The sequence below is a fragment of the Streptomyces sp. 6-11-2 genome (assembly GCF_006540305.1).
In the GTDB taxonomy this organism is placed as follows: Bacteria; Actinomycetota; Actinomycetes; order Streptomycetales; family Streptomycetaceae; genus Streptomyces.
The window spans coordinates 3374606-3393614 of sequence record NZ_BJOR01000001.1 but is presented as its reverse complement, the minus strand read 5'-3'; the positions used below and the strand labels follow the sequence as shown (position 1 = coordinate 3393614).

Genomic DNA, 19009 nt, shown 5'->3' with positions numbered 1-19009 from the left:
GGTGGAGCGGTTAACGTGCTGACGTACGCGACCGACCGGATCACGACACGGGGGGACGATGCCCGGAACCGTGCTGCTGCTCGCGGCCGCGCCCGTGGGCAGGGGACGTCTGGTGGACGCCGCGTCCGTGCTGCCGGTGCTGGCCGCCGTGGCGCCCTCCGTGCTGTCCGGCACGGACACCGCGACCGTGGTGGAGCTCGTCGACCCGCTGGAGCCGCAGGCCGTGCTCACCCGGCTGCGCGCGGCCGCGGCGGCGCCCGGCCCGCTCACCGTGTTCCTCACCGGCCAGCTCCAGCTGGACCGCCGCCAGCACCTGCCCCACCTGGCGCTCGCCCGCACCACCCCGGCGACCGTCCGCTACACGGCCCTGCCCTGGCACTGGCTGCGCGAGGAACTCCGGCTGCGACCGGACGGCACCACCACGGTCGTGGCCGATCTGCACGCGGACGCGGAGAGCTGGGAACTGCTGCGCGGGCGCCCCTTGGGCTGCGGGCACAACATCGCCCTGTACGGCCGGATCGCGCCGCCGCCGGCCCGGCGCACGGTGGCGGCACCGGCGTACATGAGGGCGGTGGCGACGATCCTGCGCAGCGGGCACCGGCCGCCCCCGGTGGAGCTGCACGAGCAGGCGCTGTCGCGGCTGACCGAGGAGTACGGCGGCCCCGGCCTCGTGCTCACCGCGCCCGGGCCGGGGCCGGCCGACCCGCACACGGCCATCGCCGCCTGTGTGCAGACCGGCCGGCACGGCGACGCCGACGCGCTCGCCGCCCGCTGGGAGCGGGCCGCCGCCCTCGCCCACGGAGCGGCCTCCGAGGACGCGCTGCACTGGGCCGAGGTCCGCGCGGACCTGGCGATGTTCGCGGGCGACGCCGCCCGCAGCTGCCGGGCCTGGCTGACCGTGGCCACCACCCGCCTGGCCATGGGCCAGGCCGCCGACGCCGTGGCCGTCGAGGCCGCCGTCGACCGCGCCCACCACCAGTGGGGGCTGATCCACGATCCCGAACGGGCCCGCGAACTCGGCTCGGTGCTCGCGGAGTTGCGCGGCCGGGTGCCGGGCCGGCGAGAGGGCGCGCTGGACCATGTGCGCCGCCAGCTGAGCCAGCTGCAGACGCAGGTCTGAGGCGGGGCCGGCGCAGATCCGGCGCAGATCCGGCGCAGGTCCGACGCGGTTCTGGTGCGGGTCCGGTGCAGGTCCGGCCCGGGTTCGCCGAGGCCGGTGCGGGTCCGGTGTGGCCGGAATGCGCCCTCCCGGAGAGTTGTGTCGCGGTGCCAGAATGGTGAGTTATGGCTGAGGGGGATGGCGTGGCCGGCCGAGGTGTACGGGTCCGGCTGGACGGAAGTGCGAGCAACAAGGACGTCGGCGCGCTGAAGGCGTGGCTGGAGCGGGAGAAACCGCTGGAGGATCTGGTCAGCGGGGGACGGCTGCGGATCGTCGAGCAGCCGCGTTCGGACGTGCCGCCCGGTCGCATGGGCGCCGGCATGGAGATCCTGCTGTTCCTGCTCGGCGCGGGCGCCGAAGCGGTGTTCGACGAGTTGGTGGCGCAGACCAGGCGGGCGGTGGCGGCCTGGCTGGAGAACCGCCGCCGGGTGGAGTCGGGCGACTCACCCCGGACCCACGTCGATCCGGTGCACCACGACGAGGGGTAGCCCCGTGGACCGCTTCGACCCGCGCGGGCGGGTGAACCGGGCGCTGCTGGTCGGTGTTGGGGAGTACGAGCACACGCAGCCGGACGACCCGGAGGGCGTTCCCGGCCATCTGCCCGCCGTCCGGCACAACCTGGAGCGGCTGGAGGACGCGCTGCGCCGGGGCGGGATCTTCGGCGGGCGGAAGGAGACCGGGGAGCAGGGGGCCACCGGCGGGCAGGAGGCCGTCGCCGGGCAAGAGGACACGGACGGCCAGGAGGACGCCGGCGGGCCGGAGGCCGGCGGCGCGGCGGGCACCGGCGGGCAGGAGGCCGGTGGACCGGACGACGGCGGATCGGAGGAGGTCACCGTCCTGCGCTCGCCGTCGCTGGACCAGTTCAGCGAGGCGCTGCGCACCGCCGCCCAGGACGCCGACGGCCTGCTGCTGTGCTACTTCGCCGGGCACGGAGCCGTGCCGAGCGCGGGTGACGAGCTGTTCCTCCAGATGCGCAACGCGCGCGTGGTCGCCGGCGGCCGGGCCGTGTTCCCGGGCGCGGAGGCGTTCACGGGGATGCTCACCGTGCTCGCCGGGAGCCACGCCGAGCGGATCGTGGTGATCCTCGACTGCTGCTACGCGGGTAACGCCGCCAAGGTGTGGCACGACTTCGCCGACCGCCGGCGGGTCCTGCTGCTGATGAGCGTGCAGGCCAACCGGCTCATCGACTCCGGCGACGGCACGAGAGCCACCCCGTTCACCGAAGAACTCGTACAACTCCTCGACTCTGGCGAGGAGTTGTCTTTTCTGAAGCTCTTCGGCCGGCTGCGCGGGCAGATGGTCGGGGCGGGCCGCAGGACCTCGCTCGGGGACCTGTGGGAGCCGCAGTTCGCCGGTGAGCCGGGCACGGACGTGCTGCTGACTGCGCGGAAGGGCGAGCCGGCGCGGAAGGGCGAGCCGGAGGAGCCGATCGCACCCGCGCCGGACCCGGGGCAGTCGTCCGAGGAGCCCGCGCCCTCGGCGCAGTCCTCCGCACAGCCGCCGCGCACCGAGCCGCCGGGCGGGCCGGCCGGCCCCGGGCCGAGCACCCGCTCCGGCGGCCCGCTCCGTCTTCTGGTGGCCCTGCTCGCCGTGCCGTGTGCCCGGGCGCGTGCCGTGATCGACTGGTTCGTCGGGCTGCGCACCAGGGCCCGGGTCGTGGTGAGCGCGCTGCTGGTGCTCGCGCTCGCCGCGCTCGGTGCCGGCGGCTACGAGCTCGTCGGCCCGGGCGGCGGCCACTCCTGCGCACCGCCGCTCGAACTGCGCCTGCTGACCGACCCCGACCTGGAGCCGACGGTGCGGACCGCCGCCGACGCGTATCTGACCTCGCGGGCCAACACCACCGGGCAGGGCTGCCGCCGCAGCGGCCTCACCGTCTACAGCGCGGGCGCGACCGCCGCGGCCACCGCGCTGCGCCGGCAGAGCGACGCCTGGCAGGAACCCCGCGTGGAGGACACCAACCCGCAGCGGGACGTCGGGCCGCAGCCGGACGTGTGGATCCCCGCCACGGGCACCGACGCGGCCCGGGTCACCACCGACGGGACCACCCGCAGTTACGTCGAACTCCACCCGGACGCAGAGCCGTTCGCGTATTCGCCCGTCGTGCTGGCCGTCCCGCAGAACCTGGCCGGGGCCGGACTGGACGAGCGCGCCGGGCTGCGGCTGTCCGGGCTGATCGCGAATCTGAGGAAGCAGGACGCGAACGCCGCCGTGCTGCGGCCCGACCCGGAGTTCACCGACTCCGCCCTGCTGGCGACCATCGGCCTGTACGGCGGCACCGCCGACTCGCGCGCCGCCGAGCAGGCCGTACGCCCCGCGGGACCGCCCTCGCCGACCGCCGCCGAGCTGCTGTGCGCGCTGCCGGCCGACCGCGCCGCGGACGGCCGCACCGCCGTGCTCGTCCCGGAGTTCCTGCTCAGGAGCGGGGTGGGCTGCGCACGGACGACACGTGTGCCGCGGATCGCCGAGTACCCCGTCGACGTACCGGCGCTGATGCCCACCTTCGTGCGGGTCCACTGGGAGGGCGGCGACCGGGACGCGGCGGCGCGGGACGGCGCCGTCGACCGCTTCCGCACCTGGCTGACCGGCGAGGAGGGCCTGGCCGCGTTCGCCGCCGCCGGCTTCCGGTCCGCGACGGAATCCGGCCACCGGCTGCTCGACGGCGACCACGTCGGCGTGGGCGTCCTGCGCGGCCCGAGCCCGCTGCCGGGCGCGGCCCGCCGGACGGCGATGGAGGAGGCCCTCACGCGGTACCGCAGCGCCCACGGCCCCGGCCGGGTCCTTTACCTCCTCGACAGCTCCGGTTCGATGAGCACGCGGTGGCCGGGGCCCAGCGGCGGCCCCGGCATCCTGAAGCAGTCCCTGGGCGGGCTCGGCGCCCAGGACGACTACGGGGTGTGGGCGGTCTACGGCACCTCCGGCGGCCGGTCCCACCAGGAGCTGCTTCCCTTCGGACACCACCGCCGCGCCGACGCCGAGCACGTCGTCGACGCCGAGGCGCGGGTGCGCGACGCCGAGGCCGACCCGCACGCGGCGCTCCTCGCCGCGCTGGACGACATGGCCGGGCGCGGCAACGACGACCAGCGGCCGCAGCTGATCGTCTACATCACCGACGACGAGGACGGCAACCGGCTGACCGGGAAGAACCTGGACGAGGTGCTGGCCCGGGCGCGGAAGGCGAAGGTGCCGGTGGACATGGTGTCCCTGATCAGCGGCTCCTGCGACACGGGCCGGCCGGACGCCCGGATCGCCGAGGCGAGTGGCGGCCGCTGCCTGGACGCGGGCGACGATCCCGGCAGGGGCCTGCGCGACGAGGTCGCCCGAGTGGGGACGGGGGAGCACTGATGGCACGACGACCGGCCGCGACGCTCGCCCGGCTGCTGGTGCTGCCGCTGCTCGCGGCCACCGCCTGCACCGGGGGCGGGCCACGGGACGGGCAGACGCCCGCCGCCGACGTGCCCGGGGACATCGTGGTGGCCAGCGGCCGGGACGTGACCGGCAAGAACGGCGTCCGCCAGCAGCTCATCGACGCCTGGAACCGGCAGCAGGAGCAGCAGGACTCCGGCTACCACGCCCGCCTGGTGGAACTGCCGGGCTCCGCCGACCAGCAGCGCAGCCAGCTGCTGGGCGCGCTCCAGTCGGGCAGCGCCCACTACGACGTGGTCAACCTGGACGTCACCTGGGTACCGGAGTTCGCCGAGGCGGACCTGGTCGGGCGGCTGTCCGACGACGCCGTCGACGACGACGTCATCGCGTCGGTGGCCGACACCGCCCGCTGGAAGGGCAAGGTGTACGCGGTGCCGTTCAACAGCGACGTGGGTCTGCTCTACTACCGGCGCGACTACCTGAGCCGGGCGGGCGTCCAGCGCACCGGCCCCGACGCGATCCGCACCTGGCACGACCTGCTCGGCCTCGGTGACACCCTCGACGCCCGCCCGCCCAAGGGGTACGAGAAGCTCTGGACCACGCAACTGGCCGCCTACGAGGGCCGTACGGTCAACGCCGTGGAGGCGTTCGCCTCGGCGACCGACGACTTCGCGCTCACTGACGGCTCCGGCCGCTACACCGGCGGTCTGCGGGAGCTGACCGACGGCATCGCGGAGCTGCGCCGGCGCACCGACAAGCCGTACACCCTGGACAGCGCCCTGAGCTCCGACGAGGCGTCCTCGCTCAGCGACTTCGAGGACGGCCGCACCGCCTTCCTGCGGCAGTGGCCGTACGCCTACGGCACGCTCCACCAGAGTTTCGCCGAGCAGGATCTCGGTGTGGCCCCGCTGCCCGGCCGGGCGGTGCTCGGCGGGCAGAACCTGGCGGTCACCCGGTCCTCGCAGCGGGCCGGGAAGGCGGCCGAGCTGATCACGTTCCTCACCAGCCCCCAGAGCGAACGCTGCCTGCTGGACGCGGGCTTCGCCGCGACCCGTACGTCGGCCTACACCGACGACCGCGTCCGCTGCACGTCCGCGTCCGCCTCCGGCGGCTCGCCGTCGGCGTCGCCCACCGGTGAGAGCACCGACCGCATGCCCCGCGACGCCGCCGGCCGTCCCGGTTACGCCCGCGGCATCCTGCTGCCCGCCCTCCAGCGGGCGGTCTCCCGACCGCGGACCCCGCTCTACGGGGCGTTCACCCAGACCTTCACCGCTCAGCTGGGTGCGCTGTTCACCGACGACCCGCCCAGTGACGCGGTGCTGGCCGGCCGGCTGGACGAGGCACTGCGCCGAGCGCTGCCGGGCTGAGCACGACCCGGTGAAGCTTTCCGGTCACAGCACTAGCGGGTCTGGACCGCCTGCGGGGCGGGTACCGGGTCGGCCGCGGGCACCGGTCCGGCGTTGGCCGCCGCGACCAGGGCGGCCACGGCTATGACGGCCGCGCCGAATCCTCTGACGCAACGTGCGGAGAAGTGTCCTTGGCGCGCGACAGTGCGTCCGAGCACGGCAACCGACCTCGCAACGACAGTGATGGATTAAGCGCGTTTAACGCACTCTCCAACGTAGGGGGTGAGGAGGCCGAACGAAAAGGGCGCCAGGGCGAGTTGGGGTCCGCTGCGCATAAGGTCCGGTGCTGACCTCCGGTCAGTGGAGACGGCTCGCCGCAACTCGGCTTACTGGCATGATGAACCGCATGGCGAAGCGGGACGACCCGGAGACCATCGGGCGCAGGGTTCAGCGGCTACGGCGGGAACGGGGCCTGACCCAGCGGCAGCTGGCGGAGCCGGCGTACACCCCCGCGTACATCTCCACGCTCGAGGCGGGACGGGTCCGGCCCTCCGACGAGGCGCTCAAGCACGTCGCCGAGCGGCTCGGGGTCGCCTTCGACGAACTCGCCACCGGACGCCCCGCCCATCTCGCCACCGACCTGCGCCTCAGACTGACCGAGGCCCGGCGCACGCTCGCCACCGGGGAGTCGGTGAAGGCGGCCGAGCAGTACACCCGGCTGCTGGCGGAGGCCGAGGAGCACGAACTCGTCGACGTCCAGGCCGAGGCGCTGCTGGGGCTCGGTGAATGCGCCCTGGAGACCGGCGAACTGGAGAGCGGCCGGCAGTTCTTCGAACGGTCCGAGCGGGCCCTCGCCGACGCACCGCTGCCCGCCCGGGTCCCCGCGCTGCGCGGCCGCGCCGTCTCCCACTACCTGGCGGGGGAGCTGCGGTACGCCGTCTATCTGATGGAGTCCACCCTCGACGAGCTCAACCGGGGCGGGCTGCACGACCCGGACGCGCTGCTGCTGCTCTACGCCGGAGTCATCGGGCCGTACATGGACATGGGGGCGCACGCCCGGGCGGCCCAGGCGGCCGAGTTCGCGCTCGCGCTGGCCCCGCAGGCGGGTGATCCCGCGCTGGTGGCCCGGATGCACCGGTCGGTGGCCCGCACCCTGCTCGCCGAGGGCCGGATCGCCGAGGCCGACGCCTCGCTCGCCAAGGCCGCCGAGCTCTACCGCGCCCTCCAGTTGCGCACCGAACTCGCCAACTGCCACTGGATGCGCGGCTATGTGTGCGCGCAGAACGGCGAACTGGAGCGTGCCGAGGAGGAGTTGCGGGCCGCCCAGGCCATGCTGTCCGCCAAGCGTGCCGCGCTCTACACCAGCCAGGTCGCGGTCGAGCTGGCCGACGTCCTGCACCGGCGCGGCAAGTCCGAGGAGGCAGCCGGCCTGCTGCGGAACGTCCTGGGCGACCTCTCCCCCGAGCGGGGCGCCGTGCACGCCGCCGCCGCGCACCGCCTGCTCGGCATCATCGCCGAGGACGCCCGCGACACGGAGGCCGCCGAGGAGCACTACGTGCGTGCGCTGAGCCTGCTGGAGCGGGCGGGCGCGGCCGGCGACCTGGCCGACCTGTGCCGCCTCCTCGGTGATCTGCTGCGCCGCACCGGCCGTGTGGAGGCCGCCCTGGACGCCTACCGCACCGGCCTCGGCCACCGCACCGCCCCCGGCACCACGACCCTGGGCCCGGCCCCGGCGCAGCCTCCGCTGTGACGGCCGCCCGCCGCGCTGACGGCGGCGGGGCGCGGCCCTGGGGGCGGATTCCGTGGCTTCCGGGGACGGTTTGCGGGGCGGTTTCCCGGGGTGCGCGGGGGGTACCCGCCGCGCACCCCGGGCCGGGGACTCGCGTTCGTGCGGTTCTCCGTTCGGCGCGTGTGGGTGCGTCTGGTCCCGGGGCGCGCGGGCCAGGGACGACAGCCGCGCCGAGGGAAGAGGTTCGACCGTGACTGGAGGTCTCGCGGACCGTGCACCGTGGCCGAGATCCGTGCGTGCGCACGGCGGTTGCGGGCGCGGCTCACAGGCGACCGGCGACGGCGGCCGACCGGGCTCAGGCCGGGGTCCGTGCCTTGCCGTGCACCGCCGTCAGGCGGTCCACGGCGTGCTGGACCGCCTGTGCGGTGGCGTCCTGCGGCAGGGTGCCCGGGGCGCCGGTGGTGAGGACGATCGCGTCGTCGCCGACGCGAACCGTGGCGAGGTCCAGGGTGAGGGTGGTCAGGATGTCCTCGTACGACTCGGTGGTGAAGGTGAGGCGCAGGCCCTGACGGGCGTCGCCGACGTTCGGCAGGGCGAGGTCCGCGACCCGTACGTCCAGGAAGTCGGAGTTCGTGGCCGTGGCGGTGAAGTCCGCGCAGGTCTGCGGCATGGTCTTGAGCCAGGCGAGGGTGCGGTCCACGTCCGGGGCGCGCAGCGCGAGCACCTGGTGGCGCAACTGGGCCCTGTAGTCGCCGTCGTCGTAGGCGGCCACCGCGTGCGCGCCCGAGGGAGTGCCGAACGGTTCCTCGGTGTAGAGGGCGTCGAGGAGGCGCCCGCACTCGGAGATGTCGGCCTGTGCCTTGAGCACACCGTCCCGCCAGGTCGCCGCGCCCTGGGTCGGCGCCCACGGCGATCCGAGGTCGGCCTGGGTCAGCAGCGCGGCCCGCGCCTGGTCCGGCGTGAGCGCGCCGGCCGGCGCGGCGGCGGGGCCGGGCCCGCGGGTGGCCACCGGCGTGGAGGCGTGGACGGCCCGGCCGGACTGCCCGGCGGTGCAGGCGGCCCCGGTCAGCAGGACGGCCGCGCAGAGCGCGGAGGCGGCCAGGACACGGGCCGGGGTACGGGACATGCATGCCTCCAGACGGGACGGAACGCGCGCCGCGGACCTGGCGTCCGGGCGGCGGCGCTCCTCCCACGGCACCACCGGGCGGCCCCGCCCACCAGCGCGCCGGTCCGTCCGGGTGAGCGCCGTGGAGGGGGGAAGGCCGGCGGGCGGGCGCGCGCGGCACCGGGCGGGGCAAGTGACGATGGTGATGGCCCCGTACGCGGTACCCGAACGTGGCACCCGTACGGCGGAACCTCACGACGGACCCCGTACGGCGGAACTCGTACGGCGGAACCTCACGACGGACCCCGTACGGCGGAACTCGTACGGCGGAACCTCACGACGGACCCCGCACGACGGAAGGAGCGCCCTGTGACCTCGCGGCCCACTCCTGTGATCATCGACTGCGACACCGGCGTCGACGACGCGCTCGCCCTGCTGTTCGCCGTCCGCCACCCGGGCCTCGACCTGCGCGCGGTCTCCTGTGTGGCCGGGAACACGGACGTGGACCAGGTGGTACGGAACACGCTGACCGTCCTGGAGCAGGCGCGCGCTCCCGCCGTCCCGGTCGCGCGGGGCGCCGAACGGCCGCTGCTCGAACCCCTGCGCACCGCACTTCATGTGCACGGCAAGGACGGCATGGGCGACCTCGGGCTGCCCGCGCCGGCCCGCCGTCCCGCCGACGTGGACGCCGTGACGCTGCTCCGCCACGCGATCCTGGACTGCGACCGCCCGGTCACCCTGATCCCCACCGCGCCGCTGACGAACATCGCCCTGCTGCTGCGCACCCACCCCGAGGTCACCCGCAACATCGAGCGGATCGTGTTCATGGGCGGTGCGGTCGCCACCGGAAACGCCACGCCCGTCGCCGAGTTCAACGTCTGGCACGATCCGGAGGCCGCCGCCGTCCTGCTCACCGCGGGCGTGCCGATCACGATGTACGGGCTCGACGTGTTCCAGCGGGTGCTCGTGCCGGAGGCGGACGTACGGCGGCTGCGCGGGCGCGACGAGCCCGGCGCCCGGCTGGCCGGACTGCTGCTGTCCCGCCCCGACCCGGCCGCCGGCGAGGGCGCCCCGCACGGCGTCCTCGGCGACGCGGGCACGGTGTGCTCGGTGGCCGACCCCGAGGGGTTGACCACCCACCGGCTGCCGGTGGAGGTGAACCTCGCGCCGGGCCCGGCCCGCGGGCAGACGGTCGTCGACCGCCGCCCGCGTCCGGGCGAGGCGGAACTGCACGGAGAGGCCCGCGAACAGGCCCTGGTGGACGTGGCGTTGGACATCGACGCCGAGCGGTACGTCCGGCTGTACCTGACCACCGTCGAGGGCACCGGGGACCGCCTAGGTCAACGCCCGGGTCAGCACCCCCGGCACCCCGCGAGCTGATCCGCGGGGGTCAGGAGGCCTGCTTCGCCGCCCGGCGACGCGTGGCGACGACGAGCGCCGCGCCGCCCGCCAGCAGCACCGCAGCGCCGCCGGCGACGAGGCCGGTGCCGCTGCCGCCGCCGGTCTCGGCGAGGTCGCCGCTGCCGCCGTTCGGGGCCGGGGCCGGTGCGGTGGTGGACTCGGAGGCCGACGGGGCCGGGGCCTCGCTCGGCGGCGTCGCCGGGGCCGACGACGGGCTCTCCGTCTCGGCGGGGCTCTTCGTGGCCGTGAGCGTCGGCTCCTCGGCCGGGGCCGACGACTCGGGGGCGGACGGGGCCGGCGTCGTGGCCGGGGGCTGCTCCTCGGCGGCCGTGCAGTCCTTGGTGCCGCCGTTCCAGGCCGCGATCAGCTTGTCCTTGATGACCGGGCGGTCCGGGCCCTTGGGCAGGTCGCCGTGCTCGAAGCCGTCGTTCGCGTCCGTCTTGCCGTCGAACTTGACCGCGCCGCGGTACAGGTCGATCTGGGCGAAGCAGCCCGCGTCCGGGACGGCGATGTCGAGGGAGCCGGTCTCGCCCCGCTTCACCGTCACCGTGTCGAAGTCGACGAACACCTGTTCGCCGGAGGTGGCGAAGGTGGCGCCGCGGGCGAGGTAGGAGGCCAGGGAGGCGGTGCAGGCCGTGGCGTCGCGGGCGGTGCGGACCGTGATGTGGACCTTGCCGTCCTCGGTCGGCCGCAGGTTCTGGTCGTCGACCTTGACGGCGTCGTAGAAGTTTTTGCCGTCGAGCGAGAACTGGCAGCGGTCGCTCTCGGTGACCGTGCCGGCGCCCGTACCGGGCTGGTAGCGGCCGCCGCCCTTCCAGCCCTCGCCGCCGGGCGCGCCGTGGGCCCAGGCACCGGAGGCGGCGGCGACGGAGGCGGCACACAGGGCGAGCGTCGCGGCGCCCGTTCCCAGCAGGCGGGCGGCGGAGACACGACTGGCTATGGACATACGGATCCCATCTTGCTTGTGCGCGGGGTGGCTGGTCGCGGGGCAACGGCACGGACCAGGACGGGCCGACGGAAGGCCGAAGGGAACAACGGGCCCATCGGTCACATGCGCCACAGTGTGAGGTCATGGTCGTGTGTGCGGACGAGCCTGTCAATCTGCCGGAACACAAAGGGACTTCACGCCTTCATCACACTTGTGCCACATAGGGAGCGACTCACTCCGTCACGGGGGCGGTGTTCACTTTTCGGGTGATGTGGACAGATTTCTCCTGTCGCCCGTAGTCATCCGTACGTCCGCCGTACGCACCGAAGAGGAGATCGCGTGACCGATACCGCCCCCACGCACGACTCCCCGCAGGACACCGCGCCCGACCTGTCGTCCAGGAACCCGGACTGGTGGCGGCAGGCCGTCGTCTACCAGGTCTACCCCCGCAGCTTCGCCGACTTCGACGGCGACGGACTCGGCGACCTCCGCGGCATCACCGGGCGGCTGCCGCACCTCGCCGCCCTCGGTGTGGACGCCGTGTGGCTCAGCCCCTTCTACCCCTCCGAACTGGCCGACGGCGGCTACGACGTCGCCGACCACCGCGACGTGGACCCCCGCCTCGGCACGCTGGACGACTTCGCCGCCCTGACCGCCGAGGCGCACCGCCTGGGCCTGAAGGTGATCGTGGACCTCGTCCCCAACCACACCTCCCATCGGCACGCCTGGTTCCAGGAGGCGTTGCGGGCCGGCCCCGGCTCCCCCGCCCGCGACCGCTACGTGTTCCGCGCCGGCCGCGGGGCGCACGGCGAACTCCCGCCCACCGACTGGCAGTCGGTCTTCGGCGGCAGCGCCTGGCGGCGGGTGCCGGACGGGCAGTGGTACCTGCATCTGTTCGCGCCCGAGCAGCCGGACCTGAACTGGGGCAGCGGGGAGGTGCGCGCCGACTTCCGCACCACGCTGCGGTTCTGGGCCGACCGCGGCGTGGACGGCTTCCGCGTCGACGTGGCGCACGCCCTGGCCAAGGACCTCGACGAGCCGCTGCGGGACGTCGGGGACATCGGCGCCACCGGCGAGGGCGCGCTGCCGCTCGTGCCGCCCGGCAGCCATCCGTACTACGACCGGGACGAGGTGCACGAGATCTACCGCGACTGGCGGCGGATCCTCGACTCCTACTCCCCGCCGCGTACGGCGGTCGCCGAGGCCTGGGTGCCGGGTCACCGGCGCGCGCTGTACGCCCGGCCGGACGAACTGGGCCAGGCCTTCAACTTCGAGTACCTCCAGACCGGATGGGACGCCGGCCAACTGCGGCCGGTCATCACCGAGTCGCTGGCCACCGCGCGGGCCGCGGGGGCGTCGGCCACCTGGGTGCTGTCCAACCACGACGTCGTACGGCACGCCTCGCGTCTGGCGCTCCCGCCCGGCACCGACGAGAACGCCTGGTTGCTGTCCGGCGGCCGCGCCCCGGCCGTCGACGAGGCGGCGGGGCTGCGCCGCGCCCGCGCGGCGACGCTGCTGATGCTGGCCCTGCCCGGCTCGGCCTACCTCTACCAGGGCGAGGAACTGGGCCTGCCGGAGGTGGCCGACCTGCCCGCCGAGGTCCTCCAGGACCCGGTGTGGGAGCAGACCGGCCGTGCCCGCAAGGGGCGCGACGGCTGCCGGGTGCCACTGCCGTGGACCACCACCGGGGCGTCGTACGGCTTCGGCCCGGGCGCCGCCTGGCTGCCGCAGCCGCCGTGCTTCGCCGCGTACGCCGTCGAGGCGCAGGACGGAGTGGAGGGCTCGACCCTGGAGCTGTACCGCTCGGCGCTGCGGCTGCGCCGCAAGCTGCTGGAGGGCGAGTCGCTGACCTGGGTGGAGGGCGGCCCGGCCGGGGTGCTGGCGTTCGCCCGTTCCGGCGGCCGGCGGTGCGTCACCAATCTGTCGGGCCGGGCCGTGCCGCTGCCGCCGGGGGAGGTGCTGCTGAGCAGTTCGCCCCTTACGGGGCGCCGGCTGGACCCCGACACCACCGTGTGGCTCGCGTAGTCCCCGCGCGCGGGTTCCTTCCCGCGCGCGGGTTCCGCCTCAGCCCGCCGCCGGGCTGGGGCTCGGGTCGCCGGGCAGCACCAGCGGGCTCGACGTGGCGTTCGGCGGCGGGGTGAGCACGACCTCGGGCTGCCCGCCGGAGGGGGGCGGCGGGGTCAGGTCCGAGTTGGGCAGCTTGGGCGGGGTCGTCTGCATGAAGAGCACCTGGTCGAAGTTGACCAGGCCCGTCTCCTCCATGACCGTGATGTGGTCCAGGACGGTGGCGTTGGCCTGGTTGGCGAGCTCGCGGACCAGACTGTTCTTGGTGGTGGAGCGGATCTTCGCGATGGTGTTGAAGATCGAGCCGTGCGTCACGCGCAGGATGTTGGCCATGTCGGAGTCGAACTGCTTGCCGGTGTCCCCGGCGAGCTGGGTGACGAAGCCCTGCTGCTGGGGGCTGGCCACGTTCGGCAGCGTGATGTTGAGCATGGGCGCGATCCTGCGGCAGCTCACGTCCAGTTGCGCGTGCCCGTCGATCAGGTGCTTGCCCGCCTTGACGACCTCCTTGGTGGTCCCCTTCTGCACCGCCATCTCGCCGACGGGGTACTCCCACAGCCCGGCCGCGCGCACCTTGACCACGAAGTCCCGGTCCGCCTCCGTCAGCGGCCCCCACTGGGTCTGGGCGATGACCCGGGAGCCGTCGCTGGAGACCTTCTCGAGGCCGAGCATGCTGGGGTAGGCGAGCGCGACCAGGGTCAGGCTGAGGGCACCGCCCACAAAAAGAGTTCCCGTCGCGTTCCGCGAAAAGCGCACCGTGCCTCCTGCCCGGTCATGGTCCCGCCGTGGGCGGTTCGGACACTCACATGTACGGGCCGGGGAGCGTGAAGAACCTTTTGATTTGGTAAAAAGAATCGACCGTGATGTGAGACTGCTCACTGCCGCGGGTAGTTGGGCCCGCTTTCCCGGCCGCCGCGTCCAAGTTTCCTGAATGCCAGCAAGGTTGACGCAACGTTGACCGGCTCTGGGGAGAGCCCTGGTGGATGCCCGCCCTACATTCGGCCGCATGCCCCCACAGCCCCGCGGTGTGCCCACCGCGCTCCCCGTCCTGCCCTACCGCAAGCCCACTGAGGGCCGTGACTACTGGGTGCTGGACGACGTCCTGCCCGACGCGGACGCCGTACGGCGGCGCTGCCTGGCCAAGGACGACTGGGTGAAGGGCTACCCGTACACCTCCCAGACCTGGCCCGGACTGCGGACCATGCCCGGTCTGGAACCGTCCGAACTCGCCCGCGTCGAGCGGCTGGTGAAGAGGGCGACCGGGGCGAAGGAGCTGTGGGCGCGGCAGGCACCCGACGGCGGCACCCTCAACCACAACTGCGTTCAGGTGGTGGGCGCGGGCGAGAGCGAACCGAGGCCGCACACCGACTCGCGGGCGCTGTGCCGGTACGCGGCCGTGCTCTACCTCAACCCCTCGGTGCCCAAGGACCGCGGGACCAGCTTCTACCGCCAGCGTCTGCCCGGCGGCCGGCTCGGCGGCAACGTCGTGCAGCCTCCGCACCACAACCTCGTCGAGGCCCTCGGCACGCGGTTCGTCGCGCCGGACGCCTTCGAGGAGGACGTCCGCGTGCCGCACAAGGCCAACCGGCTGCTCCTCTACCACGCCAACCTCGTGCACAGCGCGACCGGTTACTGCGGTCGGAGCCTGGAGGACAAGCGCATGACGGCGGTCTTCTTCTGGATGGCCTGACCCGGTTCCTCAGGGGCGCCGCCCGGGGTCGGCGGGGAGGCCGGGGCGCGCGGCGCGGCGGATCAGTACCGCAGCGCGGTGCCCACCTCCGCCCTGACCGGGCCGGACAGCTTGCGGAGGCTGCGGGCGGTGGCCGTGGCGGTCTTCCCGGCCGGTACGCCGGGGACGGTGACGACCACCGTGTCGAGCAGGTTGCCGCCGCTGTCCTTGAAGTCGACCCGCACGGCGAAGGACTTGGCGGAGCCCGCCCTGTTCTCCACCCTGACCGCGACGGTGGCGTGCCCGTCCGAGGCGGTGGCCGGGGTGCCCAGGGTCACGGCGTTCCGGGCGTCGATGCCGTTCCTCACCTCGTCCAGTCTGCGGCTCGCCTCCGCGGTGGCCGAGGAGAGCATCTCGTCGGCCTGCGAGGCGAGCGAGGAGACCGCGGACGCCGCCTGGCTCGCGCTGCCGGAGGGTGTGCCGCCGCCGGAGCAGCCGGTCGTGCCGAGGACCACGGCCACGGCCACCGCGAGTGTCGCGCCCGTCGTCCAGCGTGCCCGGTGACCGGCCATGTCGCCTCCCACTGCCCGTTCGCCACCCCTCGTGCGGAGAAAGGGGCCGGCCACCCTCAAGTGAACCGCCGGGCACGGGTACCCGCACCTTCGTGTCACCCGTGCGGCCCCGTGGCCCAGCCGCTTCGCCGGACGCCGGGCCCGGGGTCCGCGCGATACTCACCGCATCGATCAGGAGGAGGACGACATGACCGGCATCCGTACCGTGGGCGTCCTGGGCACGGGGATCATGGGCGCCGCGATGGCCCGCAACCTCGCGAAGGCCGGACACACCGTCCGGGTGTGGAACCGCACCAGGGCCAAGGCCGAGCCGCTGGCCGCCGACGGCGCGCACGTCGCGGACACCCCCGCCGAGGCGGTGCGCGACGCCGACGTGGTCCTGACGATGCTCTACGACGGCGGCACGGTGCTGGAGGTCATGCGCGAGGCCGCCCCCGCGCTGCGTCCGGGCACGGTCTGGGCGCAGTCGACCACGGTCGGCCTGGAGGCGGCCGGTGAGCTGGCCGGCCTCGCCCGTGAGCACGGGCTGGTCCTCTACGACGCCCCGGTGCTCGGTACCCGGCAGCCCGCCGAGGCGGGCCGGCTGACCGTGCTGGCGGCGGGGCCGGCCGAGGGCCGGGAGACGGTGACACCGGTGTTCGAGGCGGTCGGCGCCCACACGGTGTGGACGGGTGAGGACGCCGCGGCGGCCACCGCCACCCGGCTGAAGCTGGTGGCCAACAGCTGGGTCATCGCGGCCACCGCGGCGACCGGGGAGGCACTGGCCCTGGCCAAGGGACTCGGCGTGAACCCGCAGGGCTTCTTCGACCTGATCGCCGGCGGCCCGCTCGACATGGGTTACCTGCACGCCAAGGCCGGCGTCATCCTCGACGGCGCGTACCTGCCCCCGAGCTTCGCGGTGGCCACCGCGGAGAAGGACGCCCGCCTGATCGTCCAGGCCGGCGAGGCCCACGGCGTCCGCCTGGACGTGGCCGCCGCGAGCGCCGATCGCTTCGCCCGCGCCGCCGCGGGGGGCCATGCCGACGAGGACATGGCCGCGGCGTACTTCGCCAGCTTCGCGGACGACTCCGGCGGGCCCGGCGAGTCCGCCGGACCCGCCGGGTCCTGACCGTTCGGCCGCCCGCAGCCGCGCGGGCCGGGTGGTCAGCCGAGGCAGATCACCAGCAGGCAGAGGTGGGACGGCGACGTGGGCGTGTCCGTGGGGCTCGTCTGCGGGGTCTGCTGGGCGGTGCCGTCGGACGAGCCGGCCCCGGGCGCGGTCCGCTGGGCCGCCGTCGAGGACGACCGGGACGCCGACTGGCCCGATGGGTTCGACTGGCCCGACGGAACCTGCTGGGCGGACGGGGCCGACTGGGCGGCGGAGGCCGAGCCGTCGGTGGCCGGCGCCGTGTTGTCCGGCCGCGGTGCTGACAGCACCGTCCGCGCCGGCGCCTCGTGCGCGCCGGCGGGCGCCGACGGGGCTTGCGCGGTACGGGGAGCGGCGGCGTCCGGGCGTACGTCCTGCGGCGTGGTGCCCCGCGGCGCCGACCGCTGGTGCGGGACACCGGCCGAGGGCGGGGACTGCCGGGTGTCGGAGGGCGACGAGGACGGGTCGCCGTGCTGCGCCGGCCGGCTGTCCCCCACGGTGCCCGTGTGCGGGGCCTCCGGTGCCGGGGCCGCCTGCGCGCGGTCGGTGGAGTGCCGGTCCATCGAGGCGACGGTCAGACCTCCCCCGACGAGGGCGACGGCGGTCGCCACCAGAGCCCTGCGCTGGGTCTTCTTCCAGCGCGCCAGCTGACGGCGCCGCGCCGCCCGCCCGGGGCGCTGCCGCGGTGGCGGCACGTCCGTCGCGTCCGCGGCGAGATCGGCGGCGATGCCGCCGGGGACATCGGCGGGGACGCCGCCGGGAGCGAGGCCCGCGGCCTCGCCCGCCGCGAGGCCGGTCGTGAGAGCCGTCGCGGAATCGATCGCGGTATCGGTCGTGAGGGGCGCCGTGACGTCCGGTGCTATGTCCGGCGCGTACGCACCGCAACCGGGGCACACAAGGGCGCCGTTGAGGTGCCTACGGCACGTGGAGCAGTAGTCCATCCGGTCTTCCTGACTAGGCCTGCCGAGCGGCCAGTCACGCTAACAAGGCTCGTGAGGGACTGTGTGCAGCCTGTGTGACGCTCCTGCGCGGATTCCCGGCACCCGGACCCGAGCGAGTACGCCCACTCGGGTCCGGGCGGGCCGTCAGGCGCGGTCGGTCAGCTCTTCGGCGTACACCTGCGACAGCGGCTGAGGCCCCACGTACTGCTGGCAGTTGCACTGCCCCGGCTCGAAGCGCAGCGGCTTCTTGTTCTCGTCCCAGGCCGTCGGCACCTCGACGCGCTCATGGCATCGGCCGCTCTTGTCGTGCTTGGCCAGGTGGTGGGTGCATCCGCACACCGGCTCCGGCGGCTTGTGCGCCGTCTCGACCGCCAGCCGCTCGGCCTTCGCCGCCTCCATCAGTTCGAGCTTGCGCTCGTGCCGGTTGCGCAGCGCGGTGCGGACGTTGTCGGCGAGCCAGGCGAAGCCGCCGGTCCAGAAGACGATCAGCACCCACCAGATCCAGCCCATCGGCCCTCACCCTTCCCCCTGCGGAGTCCATCGTGATTTTAGGAGGAGTCCCGGGCGTTCGCGCCCGGCAGGGCCGGGTGACGTCGCGGACGGTGCGGCCGGTGGTGCGGATACGGGCCCGCCGGGGCACCCGCCGGAGCCGGAGCCGGAGCCGGAGCCGGGGCCCGCCGCCATCGATCCAGTAGGGCCGCCCGGCCCGGCAGCCAACCCGGGCCGCGGCCGTGGAAGAGCGCGAGGACGATCGCCGCGGCCACCGCGATGAGGTGCTCGCGGCCGGCCAGGTTGGGCCTGACCACCGACTCCACCACCATCGAGCCGCCGGTGAGGAAGAACACGACCGGGGCGCGCCGCACCACGGACAGGTAGGTGAACAGGCCCACCACGGCTGCGGACGGCCCGGTGTCGAGGATCCGGCCGGCCTCGGACGGCAGCCCCAGTCCCCACCAGCCGGGGCCGATCGCGATCATCACCCGCACGGTGAGGGTGCCGGCCAGGGTGGTCGCGTACGAGATGAACAGCGTCCGGCCCCGGCCCAGGGTGAGTTCGGCCAGCGCGAACGCGAGGAACAGCTGGGTGATGCCGGCCCACACCGGCAGGTCGAGCGCCGGGACGTACAGTGACACCGGGGTGCGCAGCAGGGTCAGCCACAGAGGCAGGTCGGCCTGGACGCCGCCGAGGATCCGTACCGCCGCCGCCCCGGCCGGCCGTTGCGCCACCTCGTGGAAGAAGATCACGCCGAAGGCCGCCACGAAGGCCAGCACCAGCCCGGACAGCCCCCGTCGCGCCAGTTGCCGAACGGGGTCGACGACGATGCCGTGCCACTCGGCGCGCAGCGTCCGCCCGGTGAACCGCGCGAACCGTGCGGCCACGTCACGCACCCGCACCGGTCGGCCGTCCTCGGGTCGGCCGTCCTCGGGTCGGCCGTCCTCGGGTCGGCCGTCCTCGGGTCGGCCGTCCTCGGGTCGGCCGTCCTCGGGTCCGCCGTCTTCGGGTCCGCCGTCTTCCGGTCGGCCGTCCTCGGGTCCGCCGTCCCCCGGTCGACCGTCCTCCGGTTCGGCGTCCGGTGGTCGGCTGCTCCGCTGTCCGCGGCCCCGCCACT

Annotated in this window: 17 protein-coding genes; 9 read left to right on the top strand and 8 right to left on the bottom strand. The window is 74.5% G+C overall.

All coding sequences use genetic code 11. From position 1 onward, the window contains the following. Positions 1–58: 58 nt before the first annotated feature. The 4 genes from TNCT6_RS14610 to TNCT6_RS14595 all read left to right on the top strand — a co-directional run bounded on the left by TNCT6_RS14610 (position 59) and on the right by TNCT6_RS14595 (position 5889). Complete coding sequence (locus TNCT6_RS14610; protein WP_141359788.1) at positions 59–1120, top strand: hypothetical protein; 1062 nt, start codon at positions 59–61, stop codon at positions 1118–1120. Positions 1121–1284: 164 nt separating this feature from the next. After that, positions 1285–1647, top strand: a complete 363-nt coding sequence (locus TNCT6_RS14605; protein ID WP_253266108.1) for a hypothetical protein — start codon at positions 1285–1287, stop codon at positions 1645–1647. 4 nt (positions 1648–1651) lie between these two features. Continuing rightward, positions 1652–4501: a substrate-binding domain-containing protein gene (locus TNCT6_RS14600; protein WP_253266107.1), complete on the top strand. Its 2850-nt coding sequence runs from the start codon at positions 1652–1654 to the stop codon at positions 4499–4501. Then, positions 4501–5889 (top strand): extracellular solute-binding protein, encoded by a 1389-nt coding sequence (locus TNCT6_RS14595; RefSeq protein ID WP_141359787.1) that lies wholly within the window; start codon positions 4501–4503, stop codon positions 5887–5889. Before TNCT6_RS14600 ends, TNCT6_RS14595 begins: the two co-directional genes overlap by 1 nt. Positions 5890–5921: 32 nt before the next feature. Here TNCT6_RS14595 and TNCT6_RS39865 read toward each other — a convergent pair whose 3' ends face one another. Further along, complete coding sequence (locus TNCT6_RS39865; protein ID WP_172632905.1) at positions 5922–6086, bottom strand: hypothetical protein; 165 nt, start codon at positions 6084–6086, stop codon at positions 5922–5924. A gap of 188 nt (positions 6087–6274) precedes the next feature. Between TNCT6_RS39865 and TNCT6_RS14590 the strand changes: the two genes are divergently transcribed. Further along, the gene (locus TNCT6_RS14590) at positions 6275–7618 is read left to right on the top strand and encodes a helix-turn-helix transcriptional regulator (RefSeq protein ID WP_141359786.1); all 1344 of its coding nucleotides are present in this window, start codon (positions 6275–6277) and stop codon (positions 7616–7618) included. 334 nt (positions 7619–7952) lie between these two features. On the opposite strand, the gene TNCT6_RS14585 is transcribed toward TNCT6_RS14590, so the two are convergent. Then, on the bottom strand, positions 7953–8723 hold the full coding sequence (locus tag TNCT6_RS14585) for a hypothetical protein (RefSeq protein ID WP_141359785.1): 771 nt from the start codon (positions 8721–8723) through the stop codon (positions 7953–7955). Between the two features lie 348 nt (positions 8724–9071). Between TNCT6_RS14585 and TNCT6_RS14580 the strand changes: the two genes are divergently transcribed. Further along, positions 9072–10082 carry a nucleoside hydrolase gene (locus tag TNCT6_RS14580; RefSeq protein WP_141359784.1) on the top strand — a complete coding sequence of 337 codons (1011 nt, stop codon included), beginning with the start codon at positions 9072–9074 and terminating at the stop codon, positions 10080–10082. A 10-nt stretch (positions 10083–10092) separates the two neighbouring features. Here the strand turns inward: TNCT6_RS14580 and TNCT6_RS14575 are convergent, their stop codons facing one another. Next, entirely contained in the window at positions 10093–11049 is a 957-nt protein-coding gene (locus TNCT6_RS14575; RefSeq protein WP_141359783.1) for an LAETG motif-containing sortase-dependent surface protein, read from the bottom strand. Positions 11050–11370: 321 nt separating this feature from the next. On the opposite strand from TNCT6_RS14575, the gene TNCT6_RS14570 reads away from it, so the two are divergent. Then, positions 11371–13056, top strand: a complete 1686-nt coding sequence (locus tag TNCT6_RS14570) for a glycoside hydrolase family 13 protein (protein WP_141359782.1) — start codon at positions 11371–11373, stop codon at positions 13054–13056. A 39-nt stretch (positions 13057–13095) separates the two neighbouring features. On the opposite strand, the gene TNCT6_RS14565 is transcribed toward TNCT6_RS14570, so the two are convergent. After that, positions 13096–13812, bottom strand: coding sequence for a DUF4142 domain-containing protein (locus tag TNCT6_RS14565; RefSeq protein WP_141359781.1), 717 nt, complete (start codon positions 13810–13812; stop codon positions 13096–13098). 286 nt (positions 13813–14098) lie between these two features. On the opposite strand from TNCT6_RS14565, the gene TNCT6_RS14560 reads away from it, so the two are divergent. Next, on the top strand, positions 14099–14782 hold the full coding sequence (locus TNCT6_RS14560; RefSeq protein ID WP_141359780.1) for a DUF6445 family protein: 684 nt from the start codon (positions 14099–14101) through the stop codon (positions 14780–14782). Between the two features lie 62 nt (positions 14783–14844). Here the strand turns inward: TNCT6_RS14560 and TNCT6_RS14555 are convergent, their stop codons facing one another. After that, complete coding sequence (locus TNCT6_RS14555; RefSeq protein WP_141359779.1) at positions 14845–15333, bottom strand: hypothetical protein; 489 nt, start codon at positions 15331–15333, stop codon at positions 14845–14847. Between the two features lie 187 nt (positions 15334–15520). Here TNCT6_RS14555 and TNCT6_RS14550 point away from each other — a divergent pair, with 187 nt between their 5' ends. Further along, positions 15521–16441, top strand: a complete 921-nt coding sequence (locus TNCT6_RS14550) for an NAD(P)-dependent oxidoreductase (protein WP_141359778.1) — start codon at positions 15521–15523, stop codon at positions 16439–16441. Positions 16442–16476: 35 nt separating this feature from the next. On the opposite strand, the gene TNCT6_RS39860 is transcribed toward TNCT6_RS14550, so the two are convergent. From TNCT6_RS39860 to TNCT6_RS14535, 3 genes are all read right to left on the bottom strand, one after another. Then, positions 16477–17400, bottom strand: a complete 924-nt coding sequence (locus tag TNCT6_RS39860) for a hypothetical protein (protein WP_172632904.1) — start codon at positions 17398–17400, stop codon at positions 16477–16479. 144 nt (positions 17401–17544) lie between these two features. Beyond that, the gene (locus TNCT6_RS14540) at positions 17545–17910 is read right to left on the bottom strand and encodes a hypothetical protein (RefSeq protein WP_141359776.1); all 366 of its coding nucleotides are present in this window, start codon (positions 17908–17910) and stop codon (positions 17545–17547) included. A gap of 38 nt (positions 17911–17948) precedes the next feature. Continuing rightward, positions 17949–18794, bottom strand: a complete 846-nt coding sequence (locus tag TNCT6_RS14535; protein WP_253266106.1) for a hypothetical protein — start codon at positions 18792–18794, stop codon at positions 17949–17951. Between the last annotated feature and the right edge of the window lie 215 nt (positions 18795–19009).